At 63.2% G+C, this 24,338-nt stretch carries 17 protein-coding genes; 7 read left to right on the top strand and 10 right to left on the bottom strand.

Translation table 11 applies throughout. The features are described from left to right. Window positions 1–310: 310 nt before the first annotated feature. The 3 genes from ABQX22_RS10625 to ABQX22_RS10615 are packed head-to-tail and all read right to left on the bottom strand — an operon-like array spanning window position 311 to window position 5,212. Window positions 311–1,663 carry an HlyD family type I secretion periplasmic adaptor subunit gene (locus ABQX22_RS10625; protein WP_349799195.1) on the bottom strand — a complete coding sequence of 451 codons (1,353 nt, stop codon included), beginning with the start codon at window positions 1,661–1,663 and terminating at the stop codon, window positions 311–313. A gap of 12 nt (window positions 1,664–1,675) precedes the next feature. Then, complete coding sequence (locus ABQX22_RS10620; RefSeq protein WP_349799228.1) at window positions 1,676–3,823, bottom strand: type I secretion system permease/ATPase; 2,148 nt, start codon at window positions 3,821–3,823, stop codon at window positions 1,676–1,678. A 33-nt stretch (window positions 3,824–3,856) separates the two neighbouring features. Next, window positions 3,857–5,212 carry a TolC family outer membrane protein gene (locus ABQX22_RS10615; RefSeq protein ID WP_349799194.1) on the bottom strand — a complete coding sequence of 452 codons (1,356 nt, stop codon included), beginning with the start codon at window positions 5,210–5,212 and terminating at the stop codon, window positions 3,857–3,859. Window positions 5,213–5,636: 424 nt separating this feature from the next. Here ABQX22_RS10615 and ABQX22_RS10610 point away from each other — a divergent pair, with 424 nt between their 5' ends. After that, the gene (locus tag ABQX22_RS10610) at window positions 5,637–10,730 is read left to right on the top strand and encodes a retention module-containing protein (protein WP_349799193.1); all 5,094 of its coding nucleotides are present in this window, start codon (window positions 5,637–5,639) and stop codon (window positions 10,728–10,730) included. Between the two features lie 221 nt (window positions 10,731–10,951). On the opposite strand, the gene ABQX22_RS10605 is transcribed toward ABQX22_RS10610, so the two are convergent. Next, on the bottom strand, window positions 10,952–11,314 hold the full coding sequence (locus ABQX22_RS10605; protein ID WP_349799192.1) for a YbaN family protein: 363 nt from the start codon (window positions 11,312–11,314) through the stop codon (window positions 10,952–10,954). Between the two features lie 64 nt (window positions 11,315–11,378). Then, window positions 11,379–11,966, bottom strand: coding sequence for a YecA family protein (locus tag ABQX22_RS10600; RefSeq protein WP_349799191.1), 588 nt, complete (start codon window positions 11,964–11,966; stop codon window positions 11,379–11,381). Window positions 11,967–12,178: 212 nt separating this feature from the next. On the opposite strand from ABQX22_RS10600, the gene recQ reads away from it, so the two are divergent. From recQ to ABQX22_RS10575, 5 genes are all read left to right on the top strand, one after another. After that, entirely contained in the window at window positions 12,179–14,308 is a 2,130-nt protein-coding gene (gene recQ / locus ABQX22_RS10595) for a DNA helicase RecQ (RefSeq protein ID WP_349799190.1), read from the top strand. Window positions 14,309–14,565: 257 nt separating this feature from the next. Then, complete coding sequence (locus tag ABQX22_RS10590) at window positions 14,566–15,000, top strand: MarR family transcriptional regulator (protein ID WP_349799189.1); 435 nt, start codon at window positions 14,566–14,568, stop codon at window positions 14,998–15,000. A 222-nt stretch (window positions 15,001–15,222) separates the two neighbouring features. Beyond that, the gene (locus ABQX22_RS10585; protein WP_349799188.1) at window positions 15,223–17,478 is read left to right on the top strand and encodes a FimV/HubP family polar landmark protein; all 2,256 of its coding nucleotides are present in this window, start codon (window positions 15,223–15,225) and stop codon (window positions 17,476–17,478) included. After that, window positions 17,478–17,774 carry a SelT/SelW/SelH family protein gene (locus ABQX22_RS10580; RefSeq protein WP_441005264.1) on the top strand — a complete coding sequence of 99 codons (297 nt, stop codon included), beginning with the start codon at window positions 17,478–17,480 and terminating at the stop codon, window positions 17,772–17,774. The genes ABQX22_RS10585 and ABQX22_RS10580 overlap by 1 nt, the downstream gene beginning before the upstream one ends. 92 nt (window positions 17,775–17,866) lie before the next feature. After that, a complete protein-coding gene (locus tag ABQX22_RS10575) occupies window positions 17,867–18,679 on the top strand; it encodes a UDP-2,3-diacylglucosamine diphosphatase (RefSeq protein ID WP_349799186.1) in 813 nt (270 codons plus the stop codon). A 28-nt stretch (window positions 18,680–18,707) separates the two neighbouring features. On the opposite strand, the gene ABQX22_RS10570 is transcribed toward ABQX22_RS10575, so the two are convergent. Next, complete coding sequence (locus ABQX22_RS10570) at window positions 18,708–19,019, bottom strand: DUF962 domain-containing protein (protein ID WP_349799184.1); 312 nt, start codon at window positions 19,017–19,019, stop codon at window positions 18,708–18,710. A 271-nt stretch (window positions 19,020–19,290) separates the two neighbouring features. Beyond that, entirely contained in the window at window positions 19,291–20,745 is a 1,455-nt protein-coding gene (locus ABQX22_RS10565; RefSeq protein ID WP_349799182.1) for a TrkH family potassium uptake protein, read from the bottom strand. Window positions 20,746–20,911: 166 nt separating this feature from the next. On the opposite strand from ABQX22_RS10565, the gene ABQX22_RS10560 reads away from it, so the two are divergent. Then, window positions 20,912–21,472, top strand: a complete 561-nt coding sequence (locus tag ABQX22_RS10560) for a nitroreductase family protein (protein ID WP_349799180.1) — start codon at window positions 20,912–20,914, stop codon at window positions 21,470–21,472. A 112-nt stretch (window positions 21,473–21,584) separates the two neighbouring features. Here ABQX22_RS10560 and ABQX22_RS10555 read toward each other — a convergent pair whose 3' ends face one another. From ABQX22_RS10555 to ABQX22_RS10545, 3 genes are all read right to left on the bottom strand, one after another. Next, the gene (locus tag ABQX22_RS10555) at window positions 21,585–22,910 is read right to left on the bottom strand and encodes a sensor histidine kinase (RefSeq protein ID WP_349799178.1); all 1,326 of its coding nucleotides are present in this window, start codon (window positions 22,908–22,910) and stop codon (window positions 21,585–21,587) included. A gap of 81 nt (window positions 22,911–22,991) precedes the next feature. Next, the gene (locus ABQX22_RS10550) at window positions 22,992–23,432 is read right to left on the bottom strand and encodes a Spy/CpxP family protein refolding chaperone (protein WP_349799176.1); all 441 of its coding nucleotides are present in this window, start codon (window positions 23,430–23,432) and stop codon (window positions 22,992–22,994) included. A gap of 228 nt (window positions 23,433–23,660) precedes the next feature. Next, window positions 23,661–24,338 carry a response regulator transcription factor gene (locus ABQX22_RS10545; RefSeq protein ID WP_349799175.1) on the bottom strand — a complete coding sequence of 226 codons (678 nt, stop codon included), beginning with the start codon at window positions 24,336–24,338 and terminating at the stop codon, window positions 23,661–23,663.

The following is a 24,338-nucleotide window of genomic DNA, read 5'->3' as shown; positions in this document are numbered from 1 at the left end:
TTGAGTCTGACCCACCGCATGACAGGTCTTGCTGCCGGTTCCCGGCAGATCGTCGGCAAGCCGGACTCCCACGCCCTCCGGGCAGAAGAAAAGGCCTGCAACGTTGCTTCTGCCCGGAGGGCGTGGGAGCTTTCGGAGGTTACGACGGCAGCGATGGGCTGGGCACCCGCCCCACTTCAGGTACCTCTTTGAGTCTGACCCACCGCATGCACAGGTCTTGCTGCCGGTTCCCGGCAGATCGTCGGCAAGCCGGACTCCCCCGCCCTCCGGGCAGAAGCAAACGCCTGCAACACGGGGCGAGTCCAACCCATCACCGCTCCCGCAACGCCTCGGTCCGCGCCTTCAACACTGGCTTCAACAGGTAATCCAGCACGCTTTTTTCGCCGGTCATGATGTCCACGGTGGCGACCATGCCGGGGATGATCAGCAGCGGTTTGGCGTCGCCGCCCAGGTGGTTGCGGTCGGTGCGGACCTGGATCAGGTAGAAGCTGTTGCCCTTGTCGTCGGTCACGGTGTCGGCGCCGATCAGTTCCAGTTTGGCCGGCAACCCGCCATAGATGGTGTAGTCGTACGCGCTGAACTTGACCATGGCCTTCTGGCCCGGATGCAGAAACGCCACGTCCTGCGGCCGCACTTTCGCTTCGATCAACAGGTTGTCTTCCAGCGGCACGATTTCCACCAGGTCGCTGCCGGGCTGTACCACGCCGCCGATGGTGTTGACCTTCAGCGTCTTGACGATGCCCTTCATCGGCGCCGTGACTGTGGTGCGTGTCACGCGGTCCTCGATGGCGATGCTGGTGGCGCTGGCTTTGGACAGCTCGGCGCGTTTGTCATTGAGGTCCTTCGAGGCGTCGGAGCGGAAGCTGTCAGTGGATTCCTGGACCTTGCTCTTGATCTCATTGATCGCCGATTCGGCCCGGGGGATCGCCAACGATGTCGCGTCCAGGGACCCCTTTGCCTCCGCTGCCTTGCCCTTCAGCCGAATGATTTCCACCGGCGACACCGCGCCACTGGCAATCAACGGCGTCGACATCGCCAGCTCCTGCTGAATGAAGCCCAGGGCATTGCGGTACTGATCCTGTTTGGAACGAAACTCCGCCAGCTCCTGGGTTTTCTGCCGCAGCTGCTCCTGCAGCGTGCGTTGCTCGCTGGCCAGCCGCCGTTGCCGCGAGTCGTACAGCGACTGCTCGTCAGCGGCCACCTGCGGCGCCTTGGCCAAGACCTCGGCCGACGGCTTGAACGGCCGGCCTTCGGCTTCCGCCGACAACCGTTCCACCTGCGCGGTCAGGGTGTAGCGGTCCACTTCGCTCTCGCCCTTGTTCGACAGAAACCGCGTGTCGTCCAGGCGCAGCAAGGTATCGCCCTTGTTCACCAGTTGCCCTTCCCGGACGAAGATCTCGGTGACGATCCCGCCTTCCAGGTTCTGGATCACCTGCACCTTGCTGGACGGGATGGCCTTGCCTTCGCCCATGGTGACTTCCTGAATCACTGCAAATTTGGCCCAGACCAGCGCGCTGCCGATCAACGCCGCCGCGATCCACACGGTGAGCCGTGAGCGGCGCGACGAGTCCTGCGCCATGACGCCGGCCACTTCCGGCATGAACGCGCTTTCGACCTGATTGCCCGGGCGAAAATAGCTGTTGTAGCTGTGAGCGGATGACATACGTGACGCTCCTTAAACCAGGGCCTGGCCGACGCGGCCTTTACGCAATGCTTCAACGACCTGCTCTTTAGGACCGTCGGCGACCACCTTGCCGTTGTCCAGCACCACCAGCCGGTCCACCAGACTGAGCATCGACAGGCGGTGGGTCACCAGCAGCAGGGTTTTGCCCTGCATCAGCGTCGCCAGTTTGTGCCGCAGCACGTCTTCGCTGCCGTTGTCCATGTGGCTGGTGGGTTCGTCCAGCAGCATGATCGGCGGGTCCAGCAACAGCGCCCGCGCCAGCAGCACCGCCTGACGCTGACCACCGGACAACAGCTGCCCGCGCTCGCCCACCGGCCGGTCGAAGCCCAGCGGGTGATGCCGGGCCAGATCGCCCACGCCGGTGATTTCCGCCACTTCCAGCATCCGGGCATCGCTCACGTAACGCGCGCCCAGGGTCAGGTTGTCGCGCAGACTGCCGGCCAGTAACGGCAAGTCGTGGGCGACGTACCCCACTTGCTGTCGCAGGTCGGCCACGTCGATCTGGCGCAGGTCCAGACCGTCCAGCAGCAACTGCCCCTGATCCGGCGCATAGAAACCCATCAGCAAACGCGCGAGCGTACTTTTGCCTGAGCCGCTGCGGCCGATGATGCCGATGCGCTCGCCAGGCCGCACGTTCAGGGTGACCTCGGTCAACGCCTGCGCGCCCTGGCCGCCGTAGCTGAAACTGGCCTTGACCACGTTGATCGCGCCGTTGAGCCGCACGTGTTCCAGCGGGCGTTGCGAGGTATCACGCTCTTGCGGCAAGGCCATCAGCGCGTCGGTGCTTTTCATCGTGACTTGCGCTTGCTGATAGCGAGTGATCAATCCGGCGATCTGCCCCAGCGGCGCCAGCACCCGGCTGCCAAGCATGTAGCTGGCCACCAGCGCACCGACGCTCAGGTTGCCGGCGATGATGAGGTAGACCCCCGCCACAATGGTCGCCATGCCGGAGAACTGCTGGATGAACAGCGTGCCGTTGCTGGCCAGCGCCGACAGATCCCGGGCGTGGCTGTCCAGGCGGGTGAGGGCGCCGTGGGTCGATTCCCATTTGTGCTGGCGTTCGCTTTCGGCGCTGCAGGCTTTCAGGGTTTCCAGCCCGCCCAGGGTTTCCACCAGCAAGGCCTGGCGTTCGGCGCCCAGCGCCAGGCTTTTTTCCACGGTGTCGCGCAGGCGCATTTGAATGATCCAGGCGAACAGGATGGTGATGGGGAACGCACACAGCGGGATCACCACCAGCCAGCCGCCGAGCAGCCCGATCACCACCAGCATCAACACGGCGAAGGGCAGGTCGATGATGCTGGTCAGGGTCACGGCGGTGAGGAATTCCCGAAGGCCCTGAAAATCATGAATGCTCTGGGCGAAACCGCCGATGCTGGCCGGGCGCGCTTTCATCGACATGCCGGTGATGCGCTCGAACAACGTGGCCGAGAGAATCACGTCGGTTTTCTTGCCCGCCTGATCCAGCAAGTGCGCCCGCACCAGGCGCAGGGTCAGCTCGAAACCGGTGCCGATCAGCAGGCCGATGGCCAGCACCCACAGCGTGGACGTCGCTTGATTGGGCACCACGCGGTCGTAGGTCTGCATCACGAACAGCGGCACCATCAGCCCGAGCAGGTTGATCAGGAAGCTGGCAAGAATCGCATCGCTGTACAGCCCGCGTGACAGTTTCAGGGTGTCGCGAAACCAGCTGCCCACGCGGGGCACCAAGGGCGCGCGCAGGTTTTCCAGCTCATGGCGGGGGCGGGCGTACAGCGCCTGACCGGTATAGAGCGCCTGCAACTCGTCGCGGGTCACGTGCTGTTCGCCGCCCTCGGCTTCGCTGGGCAGGATCAGCGCGCGACCGTCGTCTTCCCAGCGCCGGAGCACTGCGCAGCGATGGCCCTTGAGCAACAGCAGGACGGGCAGATTCAACCCGTCGATGGCATTCAGGTCGCGGCGCAACAGGCGCGCCTGCAACCCGGCGCGGGCGGCGGCGCGGGGCAGAAGATCGACGCCCAGGCGTTGCTGCGCCAGGGGCAGCCCGGCACTGAGGCTGGTGCGACTGGCGCTGCAATCGTGCAGCTTGCACAGGATCAGCAAGCCGTCGAGCAACGGGTCGTCGAAGTTCGAGCGTGGGTCAATCGGGTGCGGCAGTTCCATGCTGGTCACAGGCTTCTCCCCGGCGCAGACGCGCTATTTCATGTCTGGCAGCTGTGCCTGGTTCTGGACTTCGGTCATGGCGACCGCTTCAGTCGGCAGCACCACCCGTGCCTTGCGCAACAGCTCGCCTTCAGTGGCCAACACCCGGTACATCGAATATTCCTCGGTGTAGCGCAGTTCGGTGTAGCGGCGCGAGGCGTTGTACAGCTCGTTTTCGCTGTCCAGCAGGTCGAGCAGGGTGCGTTGCCCCAGGCCGAACTGGTCCTGATAGGCGGCGCGCACGCGGGTGGTGGTTTCCGCGTATTCCCGGGCGACCGGGGTCTGCGTGCGCGCATTGTTCATGGCGTTCCAGGCCAGCGACAGGTTCTCGTTAAGCATGCGCAGGGCGTTGTTGCGGATGTCCATGGCCTGGCCGGCCTTGTACGAGTCAGAGCGTCGGCGCGCCTGGTCACGGTTGCCGTTGTAGAGGTTGTAATTCATCACCACGGCGGCGCGCCACTCGTTGTCGTGGCCCTCTTCGCCCTGAATGTTGTTGTTGGCACCCACCGCCAGCTCACCGTCGAAGCGCGGATAAAACGTCGACCTGGCGCCCTGGTATTGCTTCTCGGCGGCTTCCACGTCGGCCTGCGCCGATTTCAGGTAGGGGTTGTTGAACAGCATGCTCTGCTTGGCGTCCGGCAACGATTTGGACACTTCGCCCTTGATGGACGGCGGCGCTTCCAGTTGGTCCGGCATCTTGCCCACGGCGCTGAAGAAGTTCGCCTCGGCGTCGGCCAGGTCCACCTGGGCGGTGTTGTAGTTGTTTTCCGCCAGGGCGCGTCGGGCCCGGGATTGGTCGCGGTCAGCGTTACTGCCCATGCCCTGATTACTGCGCAGCCCGATCTGATCGCTGATCCGCAGGTGCGCTTGCAGGTTGTTCTTGGCCAGGGCCACCAACTCGCGGCGCTTGAGCACTTCCAGGTAAACCTCGATGGCGCGCAGGGCCAGGTCTTCGGCCGTCCCGCGCAGGTAATAGGCCCTTGAATTGACCACCGCCTGGGTACGACCCACTTCGTTCTGGGTGTTGAACCCGTCGAACAGCATTTGCCGCAGGCGCAGTTCGGACTGGGTGTAGGTCAGGGTTTCTTCGTTGTGGGTGCCGGTAAAACGAGTGGTGGGGCTGTCGGTGCGCTGCCGGCCGTAGGCAGCGTTCAGATCCACCACCGGGCGATAGCCACCTTTGGCGACGTTTACGTCCTCGTCGGCGGACAGCCGGTTATTCACGTTCGAGCGAATTTCCGGGTGGTAATCGATGGTGTTCTGGATCGCCTGAGTCAGCGACATGGCTTGCGCTTGAGCGCAGCCCACCGCCAACACGACTGCTATGTAGAGCGGGGTCAAATCGCGCATGAGTACTTCTCCCTGGAGTGATGTCTTGCTGCTATCGCCAAAAAACCGACGGGCTTTGCGAAGAAAACCGTATCAGGTTTGTAACATCACAGCTAAGAACAAATTTTGGAAAACCTCAGACGTTTTTCTCATAAGACTTATTCCAAAATAAACTTATGTAATTTTGCTAAATTCGAGCGATTGTTGCGCCAAGCATTGCTCTGTATTCAGCGGAATACGCGGGGTTCAGGTTTTTAGGTCGAAGTGTGTGTGAGAAAAGACAGCGGGTTTATCACACCGTTTTTTAATACGGAAACTTGAAAAGATTCAGCGACATAAATTTGTCGTTTGATGCTGGCTCTACGCCATTTTGTAAGTTTCTTTAAACACTTTTTGCGATTTTAGTCACAGTGGCGAAGCAGCAAATGGCTGCGAAGGAGCGGTTATGGCCAGGTTGATCGGTACGGTTCGGCAAGTGGTGGGTGATGTCTTCGCGGTTGCGAGCAACGGCACGAAGCGGTTGTTGATCGAGGGCGACAAGGTGTACGCCGGCGAGCAACTGCTGACCGGTTCCACGGGCGCCGTTGCGGTGCACCTGGCCTCGGGCCGTGAGCTGACCCTGGGGCGTGACAGCCGGATGCCGCTGACCCCGGAAATCCTGGCCAATCACGCAACCCCGATCGATACGCCCGATCCGACCGTGCCGGGTCAACTCACCGCTGCGCAGCAAGCCATCGCCGCCGGTGCCGACCCCACGCAGGTCACCGAGCCGCCAGCTGCCGGCAACGCCAACCCCGGTGGATCGCCCAGCGCCCTGGGCGGCGGACACAGCGCGGTGCTGCTCACGGAAACCGGTGGCTCGGTCACGCCGGTGGTAGGCTTTCCCACCGAGGGCCTGGCCAGCGTGCCGGAGTTCCCCATCGGTCGAATCTACGGGGATGATCGCGGTTCCGACTTCTCGCTGCCGCCGCTGGCCGAACCGCCTGTCAACGTGCAGCCGCCGACGGAACCGCCTGCGGTCGAAACACCGCCCGGGCAGCCGCCTGCGGTTGAACCGCCACCCGCCGAGCCGCCTGTCGAGACGCCGCCCCCTGTGGAGCCGCCGCCCGTCGAGCCCCCGCCGGTCGAACCGCCCCCCGCCAACAATGGCGTCACGCTGGGGGCCAGCGAACTCACCCTGAACGAAGCCAACCTGGCCGGTGGCAGCCGTCCTGACGACAGCGCGCTGACCCAGACCGGCGTGTTCAAGGTCAGTGCGCCGGACGGTTTGCGAAGCCTGAGCATCGGCGGCATCGACGTGATCGTCGACGGTGTGGCGCAGGATTCGCCGCAGTCGGTCCAGCTGCCGTCGGGCAACACCCTGACCTTCAACGGCTACGACCCGCTGACCGGGGAAGTCAGTTACAGCTACACCCTCAACGGTCCGCAGACCCACAACCAGGGCGATGGCACCCTCAACACCGAGCAGATCCCGGTGCACGCGGTGGACAGCGACGGCGATGTGGCCGACGGCACCCTCGGCATCGTCCTGCTCGACGACGTGCCCGATGCCGGGGCGGACATCGGCTGGGTGGCGGCAGGCGGCGACACCAGCGGCAACCTGCTGCTCAACGACGCGTCGGGTGCCGACGGCGCAGGGCCCGGGGGCCTGATTGTCGGCGTCAGGGCGGGCGGCGATACCTCCACGCCGGTGACCACCGGTCTGAACACGGTCATCGTCGGCCTGTATGGCGAGCTGATCGTGGATGCCCAGGGCAACGCCGTGTACACCGCCAGTCCTGGCGTGGTCCCGGATGGGACCCAGGACGTGTTCACGTACACCATCCGTGATGCCGACGGCGACACCAGCACCACCACGGTGACCGTCAATGTGGTGCCCGCGCAGCCCGATGGCGGCGTGGTCATCGAACCCGGCGATTGCACGGTCAACGAAGCCAACCTGCCGGGCGGTTCGCACCCCAACGACGGCGCGCTGACCCAGACCGGCACGGTGAAAATCAGCGCACCGGACGGGCTGCAGACCCTGACGGTGGGCGGCATCAGTCTTGTGGTGGCGGGCGAACTCGTCGCCAACCCGCAAACCACCACCTTGCCTTCCGGCAGCACCTTCACCGTCATCGGTTACGACCCGTCCACGGGCGTGGTCAGTTACAGCTACACCCTCAACACCCCGGAAACCCACGACCAGGGCAACGGCACCTCGATCATCGACCCGATTGCGGTGCATGCCTTGGACAGCGACGGCGACGTGGCCGACGGCAGCATCGACGTGCGGATCGTCGACGACTCACCCAAGGCCGAAGCCGACCTGGCCGGCGTGGCGTTTGGCGGCGCAGTCAGCGGCAATATCCTGCTCAACGACACGGCCGGGGCTGATGGCGCAGGGCCGGGCGGCCTGGTGGTGGGCGTAAAGGCGGGCGGTGACACGGCGCATCCGGTGACTACCGGGGTGAACACCGTGATCAGCGGCTTGTATGGCACGCTGACCGTTGATGCCCAAGGCAACGCGACCTACCAGAGCAATCCGGATCTGGTCGGCGGCCACGGCGGCAATGATGTGTTCACGTACACGATTCGGGACGCCGACGGCGACACCAGCACCACCACCCTCACGGTCAACGTCGAGCCGCCGTGCCCGCCGATTGCCTGCAACGATCACGACGTGACGGTTCAGGAAAGCGCGCTGGACCTGCACAAGGACGGCCAGGACCTGGCGCCCGGTAAAGTGACCGGCAGCCAGCCGGATTCAACCGCCGAAACCGGCAGCGGCACGCTGGCCGATTCCGTCAGCGGTGGCAACGGCGCACTGACGTTCAGCCTGGACAACGCGCACAACGGCACGGCCAACGGCGCGTTCGGCGTGCTGCACCTGAACGCCGACGGCAGCTACACCTACACGCTGACCAGCGCACCGCAGACCACGCCGGCGGCCAACAACGGGCCGAACATCACCCACGACACCTTCAGCTACACGGTCACCGACGCGCTGGGGCATTCGTCCACCGCGCAGATTGTGGTCAGCATCGTCGATGATCAGCCGGTCGCGACGTGCATCGACCAGACCGTGACCCGCGAGCCGGTCGACACCAACCTGATGCTGATCGTCGATAACTCGGCGAGCATGAACGAGGCGTCGGGCGTGAACGGGTTGTCCCGGCTGGACCTGGAGAAGCAGTCGATCATTGAGCTGCTGAGCAAGTACGACGCCCTGGGCGATGTGCGGGTGCAGGTGATCACGTTCAACAGCCAGGCGGAGGTGGTCAGCCAGGAATGGGTGGACGTCGCCACCGCCAAAAGCATGATCGCAGCCATTCAGGCGGGCAACGGCACCAACTACGACGCCGCGCTGGCCGCTGCGCAGCAAGCGTTCGGCGAGAAGGGCGCGCTGAGCGGGGCGCAGAACCTGGCGTACTTCTTTTCCGACGGCAACCCGACGGTGTCCCCGGAGCACGCCAATCCCGGCAGCCAGCCCAACCCCGGCCGGGGGGACGGGATCGATAGCAGCGAGGAGCAGGCCTGGACGCAGTTCCTCGATGCCCATCAGATCAATGCCCACGCCATTGGCGTCGGCACCGATGTCAGCAGCACGTATCTGAATCCGGTGGCCCATAACGGCGCTAACGGCAGCGACAGCCATGCAGTGATCGTCACCGATCCGGGCCAGCTGGACGTGGTGCTCAGCGGGACAGTGCAAAGCGGCGTGCACGGCAGCCTGTTGGAGGGCGGGACGTTTGGCGCCGATCAGGGGTTTATCAAATCCATCAGCGTCGACGGCACCACCTACAGCTACAACCCGCGGGCCTACAGCCATTCGGGCGGCATCATTGCCAGCGGCGGCGACGATCACGGCAGCTTCGATCCGCGCAGCAACACGCTGACCGTCAGCACCGATCACGGCGGCACGCTGGTGATGAACATGGACAGCGGCGCCTACACCTACACTCCGGCAGCGGGCGTGCAGCAGGCGCAGACCGAACACATTCATTTCGTGCTCAGCGACCGGGAAGGCGACCTGGCGTCGGCCGAGCTGACGATTCATGTCGTGGCGCCGCCGGTGTACGAAGCGCCGACGGCGGTGGCGGACCACATCATCACCAACGTCACGGCCGGCAGTGTCGAGGTTCCTGCTGCGGCGTTGCTGGTCAACGATATCGCCAGCAATGGCGGCGCTCTGGGCGCTTCGCCAACGGTGTTCAGCACGGGCTGGAGCGCCAGGAACGCGGACTTCACGGCAGCGTCACAAAAGACTGTTCAGTTCAGCGGGACCAAAGACAAAGACGTCAACCAGCTGAAGAATCTGGAGCGCAGTGAGTTCTTCAACACCAGCGCCACCGCGGCGTTGCTGGTGATCAGCGGGTATTTGGGCGCAGTCAATGCGTCGCCGTCCAACGCCCAGGATCTGTACAGCGTGCACCTCAAGGCCGGGGAAACCGTCACCGCTGACCATAACCTGACCCACAACGTGATGGGCATGGCCTGGCAGTTTGAAAACGGGGCGTTCCAGGGCCTGGCGGACGGCGGCAGTTTCACCGCCACCGAGGACGGTGTGTACCGCCTGGTGGTGGTCAATCAGGCCTCGGCCCCGGTCAACGAGCACTACACGTTGAACCTGTCCATCGACACCAGCGCAGTCGATACCACGCCGCAGGTTCACAGCACGTACACCACCACCGATGCCCACGGCGGCAGCAGCACGGCGGCGGTGACCCTAAGCCATCAGGACGGCCCGTTGCTGCTGGGGACCACGGGGGATGACATGTTGGTGGGCGCGGCGGACAGCCATCTGCACGGCGGCGACGGCAATGACGTGCTGGTGGCGGGTGCGGGCAACAACGAGCTGTTCGGCGATAACGGCGACGACGTACTGTTCAGCGGCGCCGGCAATGATCTGCTCGACGGCGGGGCCGGGCACAACACGGCCGATTACTCGCTGGCGACGGCGGGCGTCACCGTCAACACTGGCCTGGTCGGGCCGCAGGGCACCCTAGGCGCGGGCACCGACACGCTGGTCAATATCGATAACCTCACGGGCTCGAACTTCAACGACCACCTGACCGGCGACGCCGAGCATAACGTCCTCAACGGCGGGCTGGGCCATGACGTGCTCAACGGCATGGAAGGCGATGATTTGCTGATCGGCGGCCCGGGCAACAATACCCTGACCGGCGGCGCAGGCAACGACACCTTTCAGTGGCTGGCGGGCAACACCGGGCACGACACCGTCACCGACTTCACCTTTGGCGCCGACAAACTGGACCTGTCGCAGTTGCTGCAGGGGGCCCATGAGGACGCGAACTCGCTGGAAAACTTCCTGCACTTCAGCATCAGCGGCAGTGACTCGAACGTGGTCTCGACCCTTTCGGTCAGCGCGGTTGCAGGCGGAGCGACCACTCAAACCATCGACCTGGCCGGCGTCAACCTGGCCCAACACTACGGCGTCACCCCCGGGGCTGGCGGCGTGGTGGCGGGCGGGCCGGACACCGCCTCGATCATCACCGGGATGTTGGGTGACCATTCGATGAAAGTCGACACGGTTTGAAGGGCGGCTGGCGGTGTGCCGAAAACACCGCACCATTTTCATTGTGGCTGTTGAAGGAGCGTACTTGCCCGCGATTCATGATCGTTCCCACGCTCCGCGTGGGAATGCCGTGCCTGACGCTCCGCGTCACAGGGACGCGGAGCGTCCGGATCGCCGTTACCACGCAGAGCGTGGGAACGATCATTTGCCGCGTGGGCAGAAGCGGATCATTGATCGATCCCTCAGAATTTGGGCCGCGTCTTCTGTCGCGCGATGTACACCGTCACCAGCACCGCGCTGATCAGCATGAACACCCGCGCCCAGACCAGCGGCACCAGCCAGCAGGAAAATCCGATGCTGATCCACATCAAGCCAATGGCGTAGACCTTGCCCTTGAGCGGGATGCCGTTGCCTTCCAGGTAGTCGCGAATCCACGGGCCGAGCCGCTTGTTGTTGATCAGCCACTGGTAAAAACGCGGGGAACTGCGGGCGAAACACCCGGCGGCCAGGAGCAGGAAAGGCGTGGTCGGCAGCACCGGCAGGAAAATCCCGATGACCCCCAGCACCACGCTCAGCCAGCCAACGGCGATCAAAAAAAAGCGCACGAGCCGGTGACGGCTCGTGCGCTGTTTCGGTTGCCCTGAACTGGCCTGCGCCATAGGCGCCGACTCAGTGATGGCGGGGCTTGAGGATCGCCGGCTTTTCGTCCGGGGCCTGCAGCAGCAGGTACAGCGCGGTCAGCGCTTCCGGGATCTGCACGATCATGTCGTCCATCAGGTTGGCATCAGCGGCGATATCGGCGAACTCCGGTTGCTCATCGAACAGACCCGAACCGACCATGATCGGCAGCAGCATTTCGCTGACTTCCTCTTCATCGTTGGCGAACCAGGCCGACTCGCGCAGGAAGACGCCTTCCATGAAGCCGATGCACCAGCCGCGCAGTTCGGAATCGTCCGGGTCATCGCCCAGATCCAGATCGCACGGCAGCTCGAATTCCTCATCTGAGGCCAGTTGACGGGCGATGTGCGCCTGCAACTGAACGAGTGTGGCTTCGATCTCCATGTGTTGGGATTCGTCGGCGTAGACCGGTGGCTCGGCAAACAGAGCGTCGATCCATTCACGCTCCGGCACGGTTTCGGCGCAGATCGAGAGAGCGGTCATGTAGCCGTGAGCGGCCACGTAGTCCAACGCTTCGTCATGCAGCTCATCGGCGTCGAGGAACACTTGCAGGCGGGTTAGTTGCTCAGCGAAGGACATGGGACGGACTACCTTGGAAATAAACGATGCTGAATTCTAGGCCCTGAGCGCCGCGCGCGCCAGCGGCCAGGCCGATGCAATCGGTATTGCGCTTTATTTCGACCGCTCATGTCGCTGCTGTCCTATCGGTCCGAGCGCTCCGGTATACTGCGGCGCTTTGAAATTCCGACAGCGGGCGACGTGCCGCTGTAGCAGCACAATCCGGGGTAACTATGCTCGACCAGGCTCAGCGCGTACTTAAAGACATCTTCGGCTACGACAGCTTTCGCGGTCGCCAGGGTGCCATTATCGAGCGCGTGGCCAATGGCGGTGATGCACTGGTGCTGATGCCCACCGGGGGCGGCAAGTCCCTGTGTTTCCAGGTCCCGGGCCTGTTGCGCGACGGGTTGGCGGTGGTGGTGTCGCCGTTGATCGCCTTGATGGACGATCAGGTCGCCACCCTCGAAGAATTGGGTGTTTCCGCCGCCGCGCTGAACTCCACCCTGAGCGCCGAGGCGCAGCGCGATCTGGCCAACCGGATCAATCTGGGCGAGATCAAGATGCTCTACCTGGCCCCGGAACGCCTGGTTCAGCCGCGCATGCTGTCCTTTCTGCAAAACCTCAAGATCGCCCTGTTTGCCATCGACGAAGCGCACTGCGTGTCGCAATGGGGCCACGACTTCCGTCCGGAATACCTGAAGCTGGGGCAATTGGCCGAGCTGTTTCCCGACGTTCCGCGCATTGCGCTCACGGCCACCGCCGACAAGCGCACCCGCGAAGAGATCGTCCAGCGCCTGCACCTGCAGAACGCCGAGCGCTTCCTGTCCAGTTTCGACCGCCCCAATATTTTCTACCGCATCGTGCCCAAGGAGCAGCCGCGCAAACAGTTGCTGGCGTTCCTGTCGGAGCGGCGCAGCGATGCAGGCATCGTCTACTGCCTGTCGCGCAAGAAGGTCGATGAGATCGCCGTGTTCCTGAGCGACAACGGCTACCCGGCCTTGCCGTATCACGCCGGCCTGCCCATTGAAACCCGGTCCAGCAACCAACGGCGCTTCCTCAACGAGGAAGGGTTGATCATGGTCGCCACCATCGCCTTCGGCATGGGCATCGACAAACCCAACGTGCGCTTCGTCGCCCACATGGACCTGCCCAAGTCCCTGGAAGCGTACTACCAGGAAACCGGCCGGGCAGGGCGCGACGGTTTGCCGGCCGATGCCTGGATGGCGTACGGGCTGCAAGACGTGGTGATGCTCAAGCAGATGCTGCAGAACTCCGAAGGCGACGAGCGGCACAAGCGGGTCGAGCAGCACAAGCTCGATGCCATGCTCGCCCTGTGCGAAGAAACCCGTTGCCGCCGTCAGACCCTGCTGGCCTATTTCGACGAAGACATGCCCAACCCGTGCGGGCACTGTGACAACTGTGTCGACGGCGTGCAGACCTGGGACGCCACTGAACCCGCACGGCAGGCGCTGTCGGCCATCTACCGTACCGGCCAGCGCTATGGCGTCGGGCATCTGGTGGATGTGCTGCTGGGCAAGTCCAACGACAAGGTCCAGAGCTTTGGCCATCAACATCTGGCCGTGTTCGGCGTCGGAAAAAGCCGTAACGAAAGCGAATGGCGTTCCCTGTTCCGACAGTTGGTCGCCCGGGGTCTGGCCGACATCGACCTGGAAGGCTACGGCGGGCTGCGCCTGAGCGACACCTGCCGGCCGTTGTTGCGCGGGGAGGTCACGCTGGAGTTGCGTCGCGACCTGAAACCACAAACCACCGCCAAGGCCTCCGGCAGCAGCCCGGCCAGCCAGCTGGTGCGCGGCGAAGAGCGCGAGCAGTGGGAAGCGTTGCGTGCCTTGCGCCGCAAACTGGCCGAAGAGCACGGCGTGCCGCCGTATGTCATTTTCCCGGACTCCACGTTGCTGGAAATGCTGCGCAGCAAGCCGGACACCATGGCGGACATGGGCCGGGTCAGCGGGGTCGGCGCGCGCAAGCTGGAGCGTTACGGCGAAGCGTTCCTGGAAGTCCTGGGCGGTTCAGCGCCGGCGCCCAAGGTGATCGCCGATGTGCGGCATGAACTGATCAGCCTGGCCCGGGCCGGCATGACCCCGCAGCAGATCGCCGGGCAATTGCAGTGCACGGAGAAAAACGTCTACACGATGCTGGCCGAAGCGGTGGGCAAGCAGCAGTTATCCCTGGAACAGGCGCTGGACCTGCCCGAAGACCTGCTGGGCGAAATCCAGGACGCGTTTCTCGACGGCGAAGGGGAATTGCCCCCGGTGGCGGCCATCGCCGATCTGTTCGTCGGTCGCGTCCCCGAAGGTGTGTTGTATTGCGTACGTGCGGCGTTGCAGTCGGAGTTTGAGGTTTAACCTTGTTGGAGCGAGGCTTGCCCGCGAAGCTTTTTATCCGGGTTTGAAACATTCACTCGCTTGGCTGGCCCCTTCGCGGGCAAGCCTCGCTCCAACCAAACTGCAATCCTGCGCGTCCCCGACCCCCCGTCAAAAGCGCCGCACTCCGGACCCGGCGGCCCTCTGCGACGAATCACCACATCCGAATACTTGCCTGATTTCAAGCTCCATGGTTAGCTGCCTATCAATCAGTAATGCCTTTAACCATCGAGTCATCTATGCCCCTAACAGAAGAACATCGCTTCGGCATGCAACTGGCCCAAACCACCCGTGGCTGGCGCGCTGAGCTGGACCGACGTCTGGCGGATCTGGGGCTGTCTCAGGCACGGTGGCTGGTGTTGCTGCATCTGGCTCGTTTCACCGAGGCGCCGACCCAGCGCGAGCTGGCCCAGAGTGTCGGGGTCGAAGGCCCCACCCTGGCGCGTTTGCTCGACAGCCTGGAAAAACAGGGGTTGGTGCGTCGTCAGGCGGTACTGGAAGATCGCCGGGCGAAAAAGATCGTGCTCAGTGACACTGCCCGCCCTGTGATAGAGAAAATAGAAGCCATCGCCAACGCGCTGCGCCACGAATTGTTCGTCGGCATCGGTGAAGAGGAATTACGCGTCTGCATGCAGGTGCACTCAAAGATTCTGGCCAACCTCGAAAAATCCTGAGAACCGGCGCGCAGGGCCCTAAATACGTTGTGTGCGCTTAAGCATCCTGTTCTATTTGCACCCATACTTGTTTCGATCTGGACATGGCGTCCATTACGTCAATGATTAGCAGGGAAGCCTGCCTTGGTTTCCATAAGGGTTCGCATGCTGAAGAGTGTTCAGGCTGGTAGTAGGCAGGACGTGTCCTCGGGACGTCGTGTCAAAGCAGTTCTTCGATCAGGCTTGCTGACAGCGGCGATTGCCTCCGCGTCCCTGTTGCACAGCAGCCTCGCGGCAGCGCTTGGGCTGGGCGACATCACCCTGCATTCGGCCCTGGGCCAGCCCCTGAACGCCGACATCGACCTGGTCGAGACGGCCGGTCTGAACCCTGAAGACATCATCGTCGGGCTGGCGTCGACGGAAGCCTTCGGCAAAGCCGGCATCGAGCGCGTTTTCTTTCTCAGCGATTTGCGTTTCACCCCGGTCATTCGTGGCAATCGCGGGGTGGTGCACATCGAGTCGAGAAAGGCGGTAACCGAGCCATACCTGAACTTTCTGGTGAGACTGGTGCGGCCCAATGGCGACCAGTTGCATGAGTACACGGTTCTGCTCGACCCGCCGAATTCCCCGGCCGGACTGGCCGCAACCCGCAGCCGAACCACTTCACTGGCGGACGCCACGGCCAAGACCCCGGACTCGCGGATGCCGGTCGCGCCACCGGTGGCGGTGCAAGGCAAGCGGTACACGGTAGCCGCCGGCGACAGCCTGGGGGCCATTGCCAAACGCGTGCAAGGCCCGGGCAGCAAAATGTCCACCGCTCAGTTGGCCAGCGGTAGTCAGGCGCTCAATCCCCAGGCGTTCCCGGCCGGTGAGCGCAGCGGCCTCAAGCCAGGCCAGAGTCTGCTGCTCCCCGACGCGGCTACGGCGCCTGCTGCAGGCGCGGCGGTGGCTGCCCCCGTGTCGCCTGTTCCCCCGAGCCCGCCTGCGCCAGGAAGCACCACGCCGACCGCTGAACAGCTGACGGCCACCGCGCTGGAAAATCAGCAGCTGAGCAAAAGCCTGGATGATCTGAAAAGTCAGGTCCAGTTGGCGGAAGAGGAGGTGAGCGGCAAAAACAAGCAAATCACCGAGCTTCAGACCCAACTGGCTGAGCTGAAAACCGCCGCCAGCAAACCCGCACCCGTCGTCACCCCGCCCGCCGCACCTGCCGTGGTTGCCGCGCCGGCACCGGTCGCACCCGCCGAAGACGATCTGCCCTGGCCGTTGTTGCTGGGCGCGCTGCTGATTCTTCTGTTGCTGCTGGGCCTGGCGTACTCGGTGCGTCGCAACCGTATCAAAAACCAGCTGGAACTCACGCCGGAGCCGGTAGAGCCGATCCTCAAACCGGTGCAATCGCCCGTGACCCCGGTGTTCGAGGTGCCTGATGTCGCGCCGAGCCCGGCCCCTGCCGCCACGAGCACATCCTCGGCATCTTCCGGGCAACGGCTGGCGGGCGCGTCCAGCGACGCTCTGGACGGCGCAAGCATTTACATCGCCTACGGTCGTTTCACCGAAGCGCTCGCTATCTTGCGCGAAGCCCTGCAGAAACAGCCGCAACGCACGGATTTGCGCCTCCGAATCCTTGAGTTGTTGGGCGAGTTGGGCGATGGGGCCGGCTTCGACGAAGAAGAAAAGGTCCTGTTGAACCAAGGCATCGAGCCCAGCAGGCTTCAGGATATCCGTTCGCGCTACCCCAAATTGAAAGTGGCGCCGCAACCTGCTCCGGCCGGGCCCGTGCCGGCGCCGGCCAACGCGGCGTCGCCAGTCGCCCCCGTGGTGGTGGCGGCCGCTGGCACGACCATTCTGGCCGCTGCGGCCGCGTCCACCCGCTCCGACGCTCAGCTCGACGAGAGCACGGCGGCGTCGCTCAACCCCAAATCGGACGACGATTTCCAGTTGAACCTGGACGACTTGTCGATGGATTCCGATTGGGATCTGGTGGATCCGTTCGACACCACCCCGGCGCCGCGCAAAACTGTGGTCAGCGTGCCGGAGCCGGAGACGGTCGACCCGGCTTTTGCCTCGAACCTGACCCAGCTGCCCGAAGTGTTCGAAATGCCCGAAGAGCAATTCCTCAGCGATTTTGCCGAGCCGGAACCTGACCCCGAGCCTGTCCCCCATCAGGACAGCGCGCTCGATCTCGATCTGGACATGGATTTCGACATGGACCTGGATTCGGACCTCGACCTGTCGTCGGTGTCAGACCCGATGCCTGAGACGATGGTGCAGACCAACAACGACTCGCTGAACGATGCGTTTCTGGACGGCTTCATGGATGACGAATCAAACTTCGACCTGCTGGACCTGGACGAAGAGCCGCTGAGCAAGATCAATCAAGCCCAGGTGCTGATCGACGAAGGCCATCTGGATGAAGCGCGGCAGTTGCTCCAGGAGGTCATCGAAGGCAGCGACGACGGCCCTCAACAGACCGCGCGGGACTTGTTGGCCGGGATCGGCTGATGGCCGCCAAACCCGAAATCGTCATCACCTACTGCACCCAATGTCAGTGGCTGCTGCGCGCCGCCTGGCTGGCGCAGGAGTTGCTCAGCACGTTCTCTGACGATCTGGGCAAAGTGTCGCTGGTGCCCGGGACCGGCGGGGTGTTTCACATCACCTGCGATGGGGTGCAGATCTGGGAGCGCAAGGCTGACGGGGGCTTCCCGGAAGCCAAAGTGCTCAAGCAACGGGTGCGCGACCAGATCGACCCCCAGCGCGACCTGGGGCACAACGACCGACTTGCAACGCCCGACGCCTGAGTCGTTCTCCGCTGTCATCACATCGCAACGCACCTGTCATGTTCAGTTAACCGTCCCGGTTCAGTCTCATTGAAACCAGACGGAGTGTGTCCATGAGCATTGCTGAGAACGTCCGCCCCAGTCGTAAGCAACGTGTCAGAACCTTATGGATATCGGACGTCCACCTCGGCACACGCGATTGCCAGGCCGAGCACCTGTCGAGTTTTCTCAAGCAATATCACGCCGACAAGGTGTACCTGGTGGGCGACATCATCGACGGCTGGAAACTGCGCGGCGGCATGTACTGGCCCCAGGCGCACACCAACGTCATCCGCCGTCTGCTGACCATGAGCAAGCGCGGCACCGAAGTCATTTACGTTACCGGCAACCACGATGAGTTCCTGCGCCGCTACTCGAAACTGATCCTGGGCAATATCCATCTGGTGGACGAAGCCGTTCACACCACGGCCGACGGCCGACGGCTACTGGTGATCCACGGTGATCAGTTCGACGTCATCACCCGCTATCACCGTTGGCTGGCATTTCTCGGCGACTCTGCCTACGAATTCACCCTGACCCTCAACCGCTGGCTCAATCATTGGCGCGCCCGCTGCGGGTACGGCTACTGGTCGCTGTCGGCGTACCTCAAGCACAAGGTCAAGACCGCCGTCAGCTTCATTAGCGATTTCGAAGAAGCCATTGCGCATGAGTGCGCCAAGCGCGGGCTGGACGGGGTGGTCTGCGGGCACATCCACCACGCCGAGATCCGAAAGGTCGGCGAAGTGGAATACCTTAATTGCGGCGATTGGGTCGAGTCGTGCACAGCGCTGATCGAGCACTGGGATGGCCATATCGAACTGTTCAGACTGGCAGACGCGCACATCAGCGCCAAAGCCCATGTGGATGCAGAGCAGGCGACGGCCTGAACGCCGGAGCCGTCAGTGAATTGCGCGGCTAAAACGGCACTTTGCCGCGCAGCATGTCGCGGTACATCACAAAATCCCCGAGCAGGCTGTAGAACGGATGCTTGAAGGTGGCCGGCCGATTCTTCTCGAAAAAAAAGTGCCCCACCCATGCAAAGCTGTACCCCGCCAGCGGCACTGCCCACATCCACACGAAGTTCGCACTGATCAACGCCAGGAGCATGACCAGAATCACCAGGCTGGTGCCGATGAAATGCAAGCGGCGACAGGTGCTGTCGCGGTGTTCCTGCAGGTAATACGGATAGAAATCGGCGAAACGCGTGAAGGGTTTGACGGTGTCCACGAGCGGGCCTCGGTTTTTGTGATGTGTCCTCAGTCTAGCCGAGCCAGGCACACACCGATTCGCTTCTGCCGAAGGCGTGGGAGCTGGCTTGTCCTGCGATCTGGCGCGAAGCGGCAGCACATCCGGCTCATGCGGTATAGATATGGATCGTACCCACGCTCTGCGTGGGAACGCATTTGGACGCTCCGCGTCCCGATGACGCAGAGCGTCACAGGATGCATGCCCACGCAGAGCGTGGGAACGATCGTCGCGTGTTGGCGCCTTCCGGGGATCAATGCCGCCAAAACGCCGGGATGCACAGCACCAGCACGGTGATGATTTCCAGGCGGCCGAGGAGCATGCCGACCGACAGGATCCATTTCGCGGCGTCGGGCAGGGTGGAGAAGTTGCCGGCCGGGCCGATGGTTTCGCCCAGGCCGGGGCCCACGCCGGAGACGGTGCTGGCGGCGCCGGTGAGGGCGGTCATCCAGTCAAGGCCCAGCAGCGACAGCAACAGGGCGATCAGGCAGATGGTGATGGTGAAGAAGAACGAAAAGGTCAGGATCGAGCGCACGATGTCGTCGTCCAGCCGGTGGCCGTTGTAGTTCTGCCGGATCACGGCCCGGGGGTGGATCAACTGGTGAAGGTTGGCCCGGAGCAGAATGTAAGCCACCTGGAACCGGAAGACCTTCACGCCGCCTGCCGTTGAGCCGGAGCAGCCGCCGATGAACCCTAGGTAAAAGAAGATCATCAGCGAGAAGTTGCCCCACAGGCTGTAATCCCCGAGGGCGAAACCGGTGGTGGTCACCACCGAGGTCACGTTCAACGCAACGTGGCGCAGCGCGTCGTACCACGGCAAGTCGGTGGTCCACCAATACCAGATGCCCATCACCAGCCAGGTCAGCAACAGCAGGCTGATAAATCCCTGCACCTGCTGGTCGTCGAGCAGCGCCCGGCGATTCCCGCGCAAGGTCGCGACGAATAAGGTGAACGGCAGGCTGCCCAGGATCATCACCACGATTGCCACCCAGTGCACGGCCGGTTGCGTCCACTTGGCCAGGGACAGGTCGGAGGTGGAAAACCCGCCGGTAGAAATGGCCGACATGGCGTGGTTGATCGCATCGAAAAGGCTCATTCCCGCCAGCCAGAACGCAATGCTGCCCAGCGCCGTGATACCGACGTAAGTCAGCACGATGAACTTGGCCACCATGTGCGAGCGGGGCATGACTTTTTCCGAGCGGTCCGAGGATTCGGTCTGGAACAGGCGCATGCCGCCGATCCGCAGCAGCGGCAGAATGGCCACGGCCATGCCGATGAAGCCGATGCCGCCCAGCCAGTGCAGCAACGACCGCCAGATCAGGATGCCGGGGGACATGGTGTCCAGCCCGCTCAGCACCGTGGACCCGGTGGCGGTAATGCCGGACATGCTTTCGAAGAACGAGTCGGTGTAGCTGATGTGCTGCGTCAGCAGAAAGGGCAGCGCAGCGAAGATGCAGACGACGACCCAGCTGCTGACGGTCAGCAGGTACATGTCCCGGGGCCGCAGATGCACATGCTCCGGGCGTCCGGGAATGACCAGCGCCAAGCCCGCGACGAAGGTGATGGTGCTCGCCCACAGGAACGACGGCATGTCGCTGGTGCGCTCGAAGATCAGCAGGGTCGCCATGGGCACAACCATTGCCACGGCCAGCGTGATCAGAAAGATACCGATAATGAAACCGATGATTCGGAGGGTCGGCAACGCCATGCGGTCGCTCTGATGAGGAAATGAAGGGGCGCCATTCTACCCGTGGGCATCAGCATGTAAACCGACGCCTTTTCCGGATGTCTTGTAAGTAATTGCCACACTTATTCGTTATTGAAGTTCAACACGTCCTAGAATGCCCAATCATTTTTTATAAGGAAGCGATGTGATGGATGCGCTCGACCTACTGCTCAACCGCGTGTCGGTTCCACGATTGATCGAACCGGCACCGGATGCCGCGCAGCGAGAGATTCTGTTCAGCGCCGCCTTGCGTGCGCCCGATCATGGTCAGCTGCGGCCGTTTCGTTTTCTCACCGTAGAAGGTGACGCCCGCGTGCGCATGGGGTTGCTCCTGGCCGAGGCGTTGCAGCAGGGCAGTGGCGACGTCGAGGAGAGGGCGCTGGATAAAGCCCGGAACGGCCCGTTGCGCGCGCCGCTGGTGGTGGTGGTGATCGCCCGGTTGCAGGATCACCATAAAGTGCCCAAGAGCGAGCAGTTCATCACCGCCGGTTGCGCGGCCCATGGCGTGTTGTTGGCCGCATACGCGCTGGGCATCGGTGCGGTGTGGCGCACCGGTGAGCTGTCCTTTTCGCCGGTCGTCGCCAAGGGCCTTGGGCTGGCGGAGGACGAGCAGGTGATCGCGTTTCTGTACCTGGGCACGCCACAAAACCCGCCGCGGGTGGCGGGGAAGGTCGAGGTGGTAGATTTTGTGAGTGAGTGGCAGGGTTAAACCCCATTGCTGCTTTTGTAGGAGCGCGCTTGCCCGCGATGGCGTTGGGTCAGTCACACAGAACGTGACTGAAAGACCTTCATCGCGGGCAAGCGCGCTCCTACCGTTACGATTACGGCGGTGTGATGGGCAACTCAAGGCTCGCGACAAACCCGCCGTCCGGGTGGTTTTCCAGGATCAGATTGCCGCCGTGTTTTTCCGCCGCGCGCTTGGCAATCGCAAGCCCAAGGCCGTAACCCGGCGCGGTCTGCCCGGGCGCGCGATAGAAGGGTTCACCCAGTTGCGTCAGGTGCTCCGGCGCCACGCCCGGCCCGTGGTCGCGAACGAAAATGCGCATGTGCTCGCCGATCCGGGTCACACCCAGTTCAATCGGCATGCCGCTCGGGTTAAACCGCGAAGCGTTACGCAGCAGATTGTCCAGCGCTCGCTCCAGCACATCCGGCCAGCCCAACAGGCTGACGGTATGATCGACGTCCACCCTCACGGTCTGATCGGCGCTGCCTTGCTCGGCATCCGCCTTCAAATGCTCTAGCAAGCCCTTCAATTCAACGGGCACGGCGCTGCCCACATCGGCGTCCAGCCGCGCCAGAGCGAGGATTTCGCCGATCAGCACTTCCAGGCGGTCACATTCGCGGGTCAGGCGGGGCCACAGCTTTTCCCGTTGTTCCGGTTCCGCGCGCTCGGCCAGCGCCAGGGCGATGCGCAGGCGGGCCAGGGGTGAACGCAGTTCGTGAGAGACGTCCCGCAGCAGTTGCCGCTGGCTGCTGATCAGGCTCTGCAGACGGGCGCCCATGCGGTTGAAGTCGTTGGCCAGCACGCCGAATTCATCCCGGCGCCCGGCCAGTTGCGCCAGGCTGTTCTGTTGATAGGTGGTCTGGCCCAGATCGTGGACAGCGCCGCGCAACCGGCTCAAGGGCCGCGTGATCGACAAGGTCACAAACAGGCTGAACAGCGTCAGCACCACCAGCGCAATGCCCAGCGCACTGAGCGGCCACAACAGGCTTTCGCGGTGCCAGGCATCGAGTTCCGGGTGCGGGATGCGGTAAATCAGCAGGTAGGTTTCACTGGTCTTGGGGCTGGTGTATTCGGTGGTCAGGCGCCGCCACGGCAGTTGTTTCGGGTCATCGTGCTGACGCGCTTCGAAAGCGGCCGCACGGGGAGGGAAGGTCCCGGACACCACCGCTTCACCGCTGTCGTTGAGCACTTGCACATCGATGTGGTATTTGCGCTTGAGGTCCAGCAGATAATCCTGCGCCGCCTCCGCGCCCTGGTTGTCATAGAGCTGGGTCCACTTTTCCGGCAGTTTGTGCAAGCCGGGGTGACGGCTGAGAATCCACGCGTCCTGATTGAGCATATGCCCCAGCAGAATCGACAGGCCAGCGACCAGGGCAATGGCGAGCCAGAAGCTCGCCAGGATTCGCCAGAACAATGAGCGCACGGGTTTCCCTCAAATCAGAAAAACCCGGCACGCCGGAGCGTGTCGGGTTGGATGGGTAACGTACCCGCAATCAGCTGGCCGTTACTGGGTTTTTTGCGCTTTCTGCGCTTTCCAGGCTTCGAATTCGGCGCGATCGGCGCGACGTTGTTCCTGGTCTTTCTTCATTTGATCGAACTGCTTTTGCTGATCAGGCGTGAGCATGGCGCGGATGTCGCTGTCGGTCTTGGCGCGCTTGGCCGCGAACTCGTCGTGCATCGCCTTCTGGTCGGCTGGCGACAGCTTGGCCAGGTACTTGTCGGTGATCTCGTGGCGGCTGCGCATCTGGTCGCCCATCAATTTGCCGACTTGCTGGCGCTGCTCCGGGGTCAGGTTCAGTTTGTCGAACGGACCTTTGTGGTGCATGCCGGGGCCGCCGAAACCTGGGCCTTCATGCCCCATCGGGCCGCCATCAGCGGGAGGCATTGCCATCGCAACGGTAGGCAGAGCAGCAGCGAACATCAAAGCCATCAGAGTCTTACGCATGGTGTATCTCCTTGTCTCGAATCCGGCTCTGTGCCGGTTGATGCCAGTTTAGGGAGATCAAGGTCAAGCGAGGTCAGGCGTGCGTAAAGCTTGGGTAAAGAGGTGTGTAGCGTGATTTGACATTGTAGGAGCGCGCTTGCCCGCGATAAGGGCCTGGCCGCCGACATTGATGTATCTGGCAGTCTGCAATCGCGGGCAAGCGCGCTCCTACAGGTCGGGTGCGCCGGTTCAGACGGCGTAGTAATAACCCCGGCTGCGCAGCGCGACGATTCTTGGGCGGCCGTCGGCGTGTGGGCCGATTTTCTTGCGCAGGTTACTGACGTGCATATCCAGGCTGCGGTCGTACAAGGTCAGTTTGCGGCCCAAGGCCAGTTGCGCCAGTTCCTGCTTCTCCAGCGGCTCGCCCGGTTGACCGAGCAACGCTTCCAGAAGGCGGGCCTCGGAGACGGTCAGGACAAACTCCTGATCGTCGATGGTGACCACGCCACGGGCCGGGCTGAAGGTCAAATCCCCCAGCTCCAGCTGCGTCGACACCGCCGTAGGATGGCTGCGCCGCAGGACCGCACGCAGCCGTGCCGTCAATTCCCGGGGGTCGCAGGGCTTGGTGAGGTAATCGTCGGCGCCCAGTTCCAGGCCGAGGATCCGGTCCAGCGGCTCGCCCCGTGCCGACAGCATCAGCACCGGCAGATCGGGGTGTTCGGTGCGCAGTTGTTTGAGCAGTTCCAGACCACTGCCGTCGGGCAGCATCACGTCCAGCACCACGACGGCGGGCGAGGCCTCGGCCAACGCCTTTCGGGCGCTCTGCCCGTCATGGCAGGCACGCACCTGAAAGCCTTCCTGGGTCAGCCAACTGCTCAGGAGCTCGCACAGCTCCTGGTCATCATCAATCAGTAACAACTCGCTCAT

The organism is Xanthomonas sp. WHRI 1810A (genome assembly GCF_040202885.1).
Lineage (GTDB): Bacteria > Pseudomonadota > Gammaproteobacteria > Pseudomonadales > Pseudomonadaceae > Aquipseudomonas.
The sequence above is the reverse complement of the archived record's forward strand: the minus strand, read 5'-3'. Positions and strand labels throughout refer to the sequence as shown.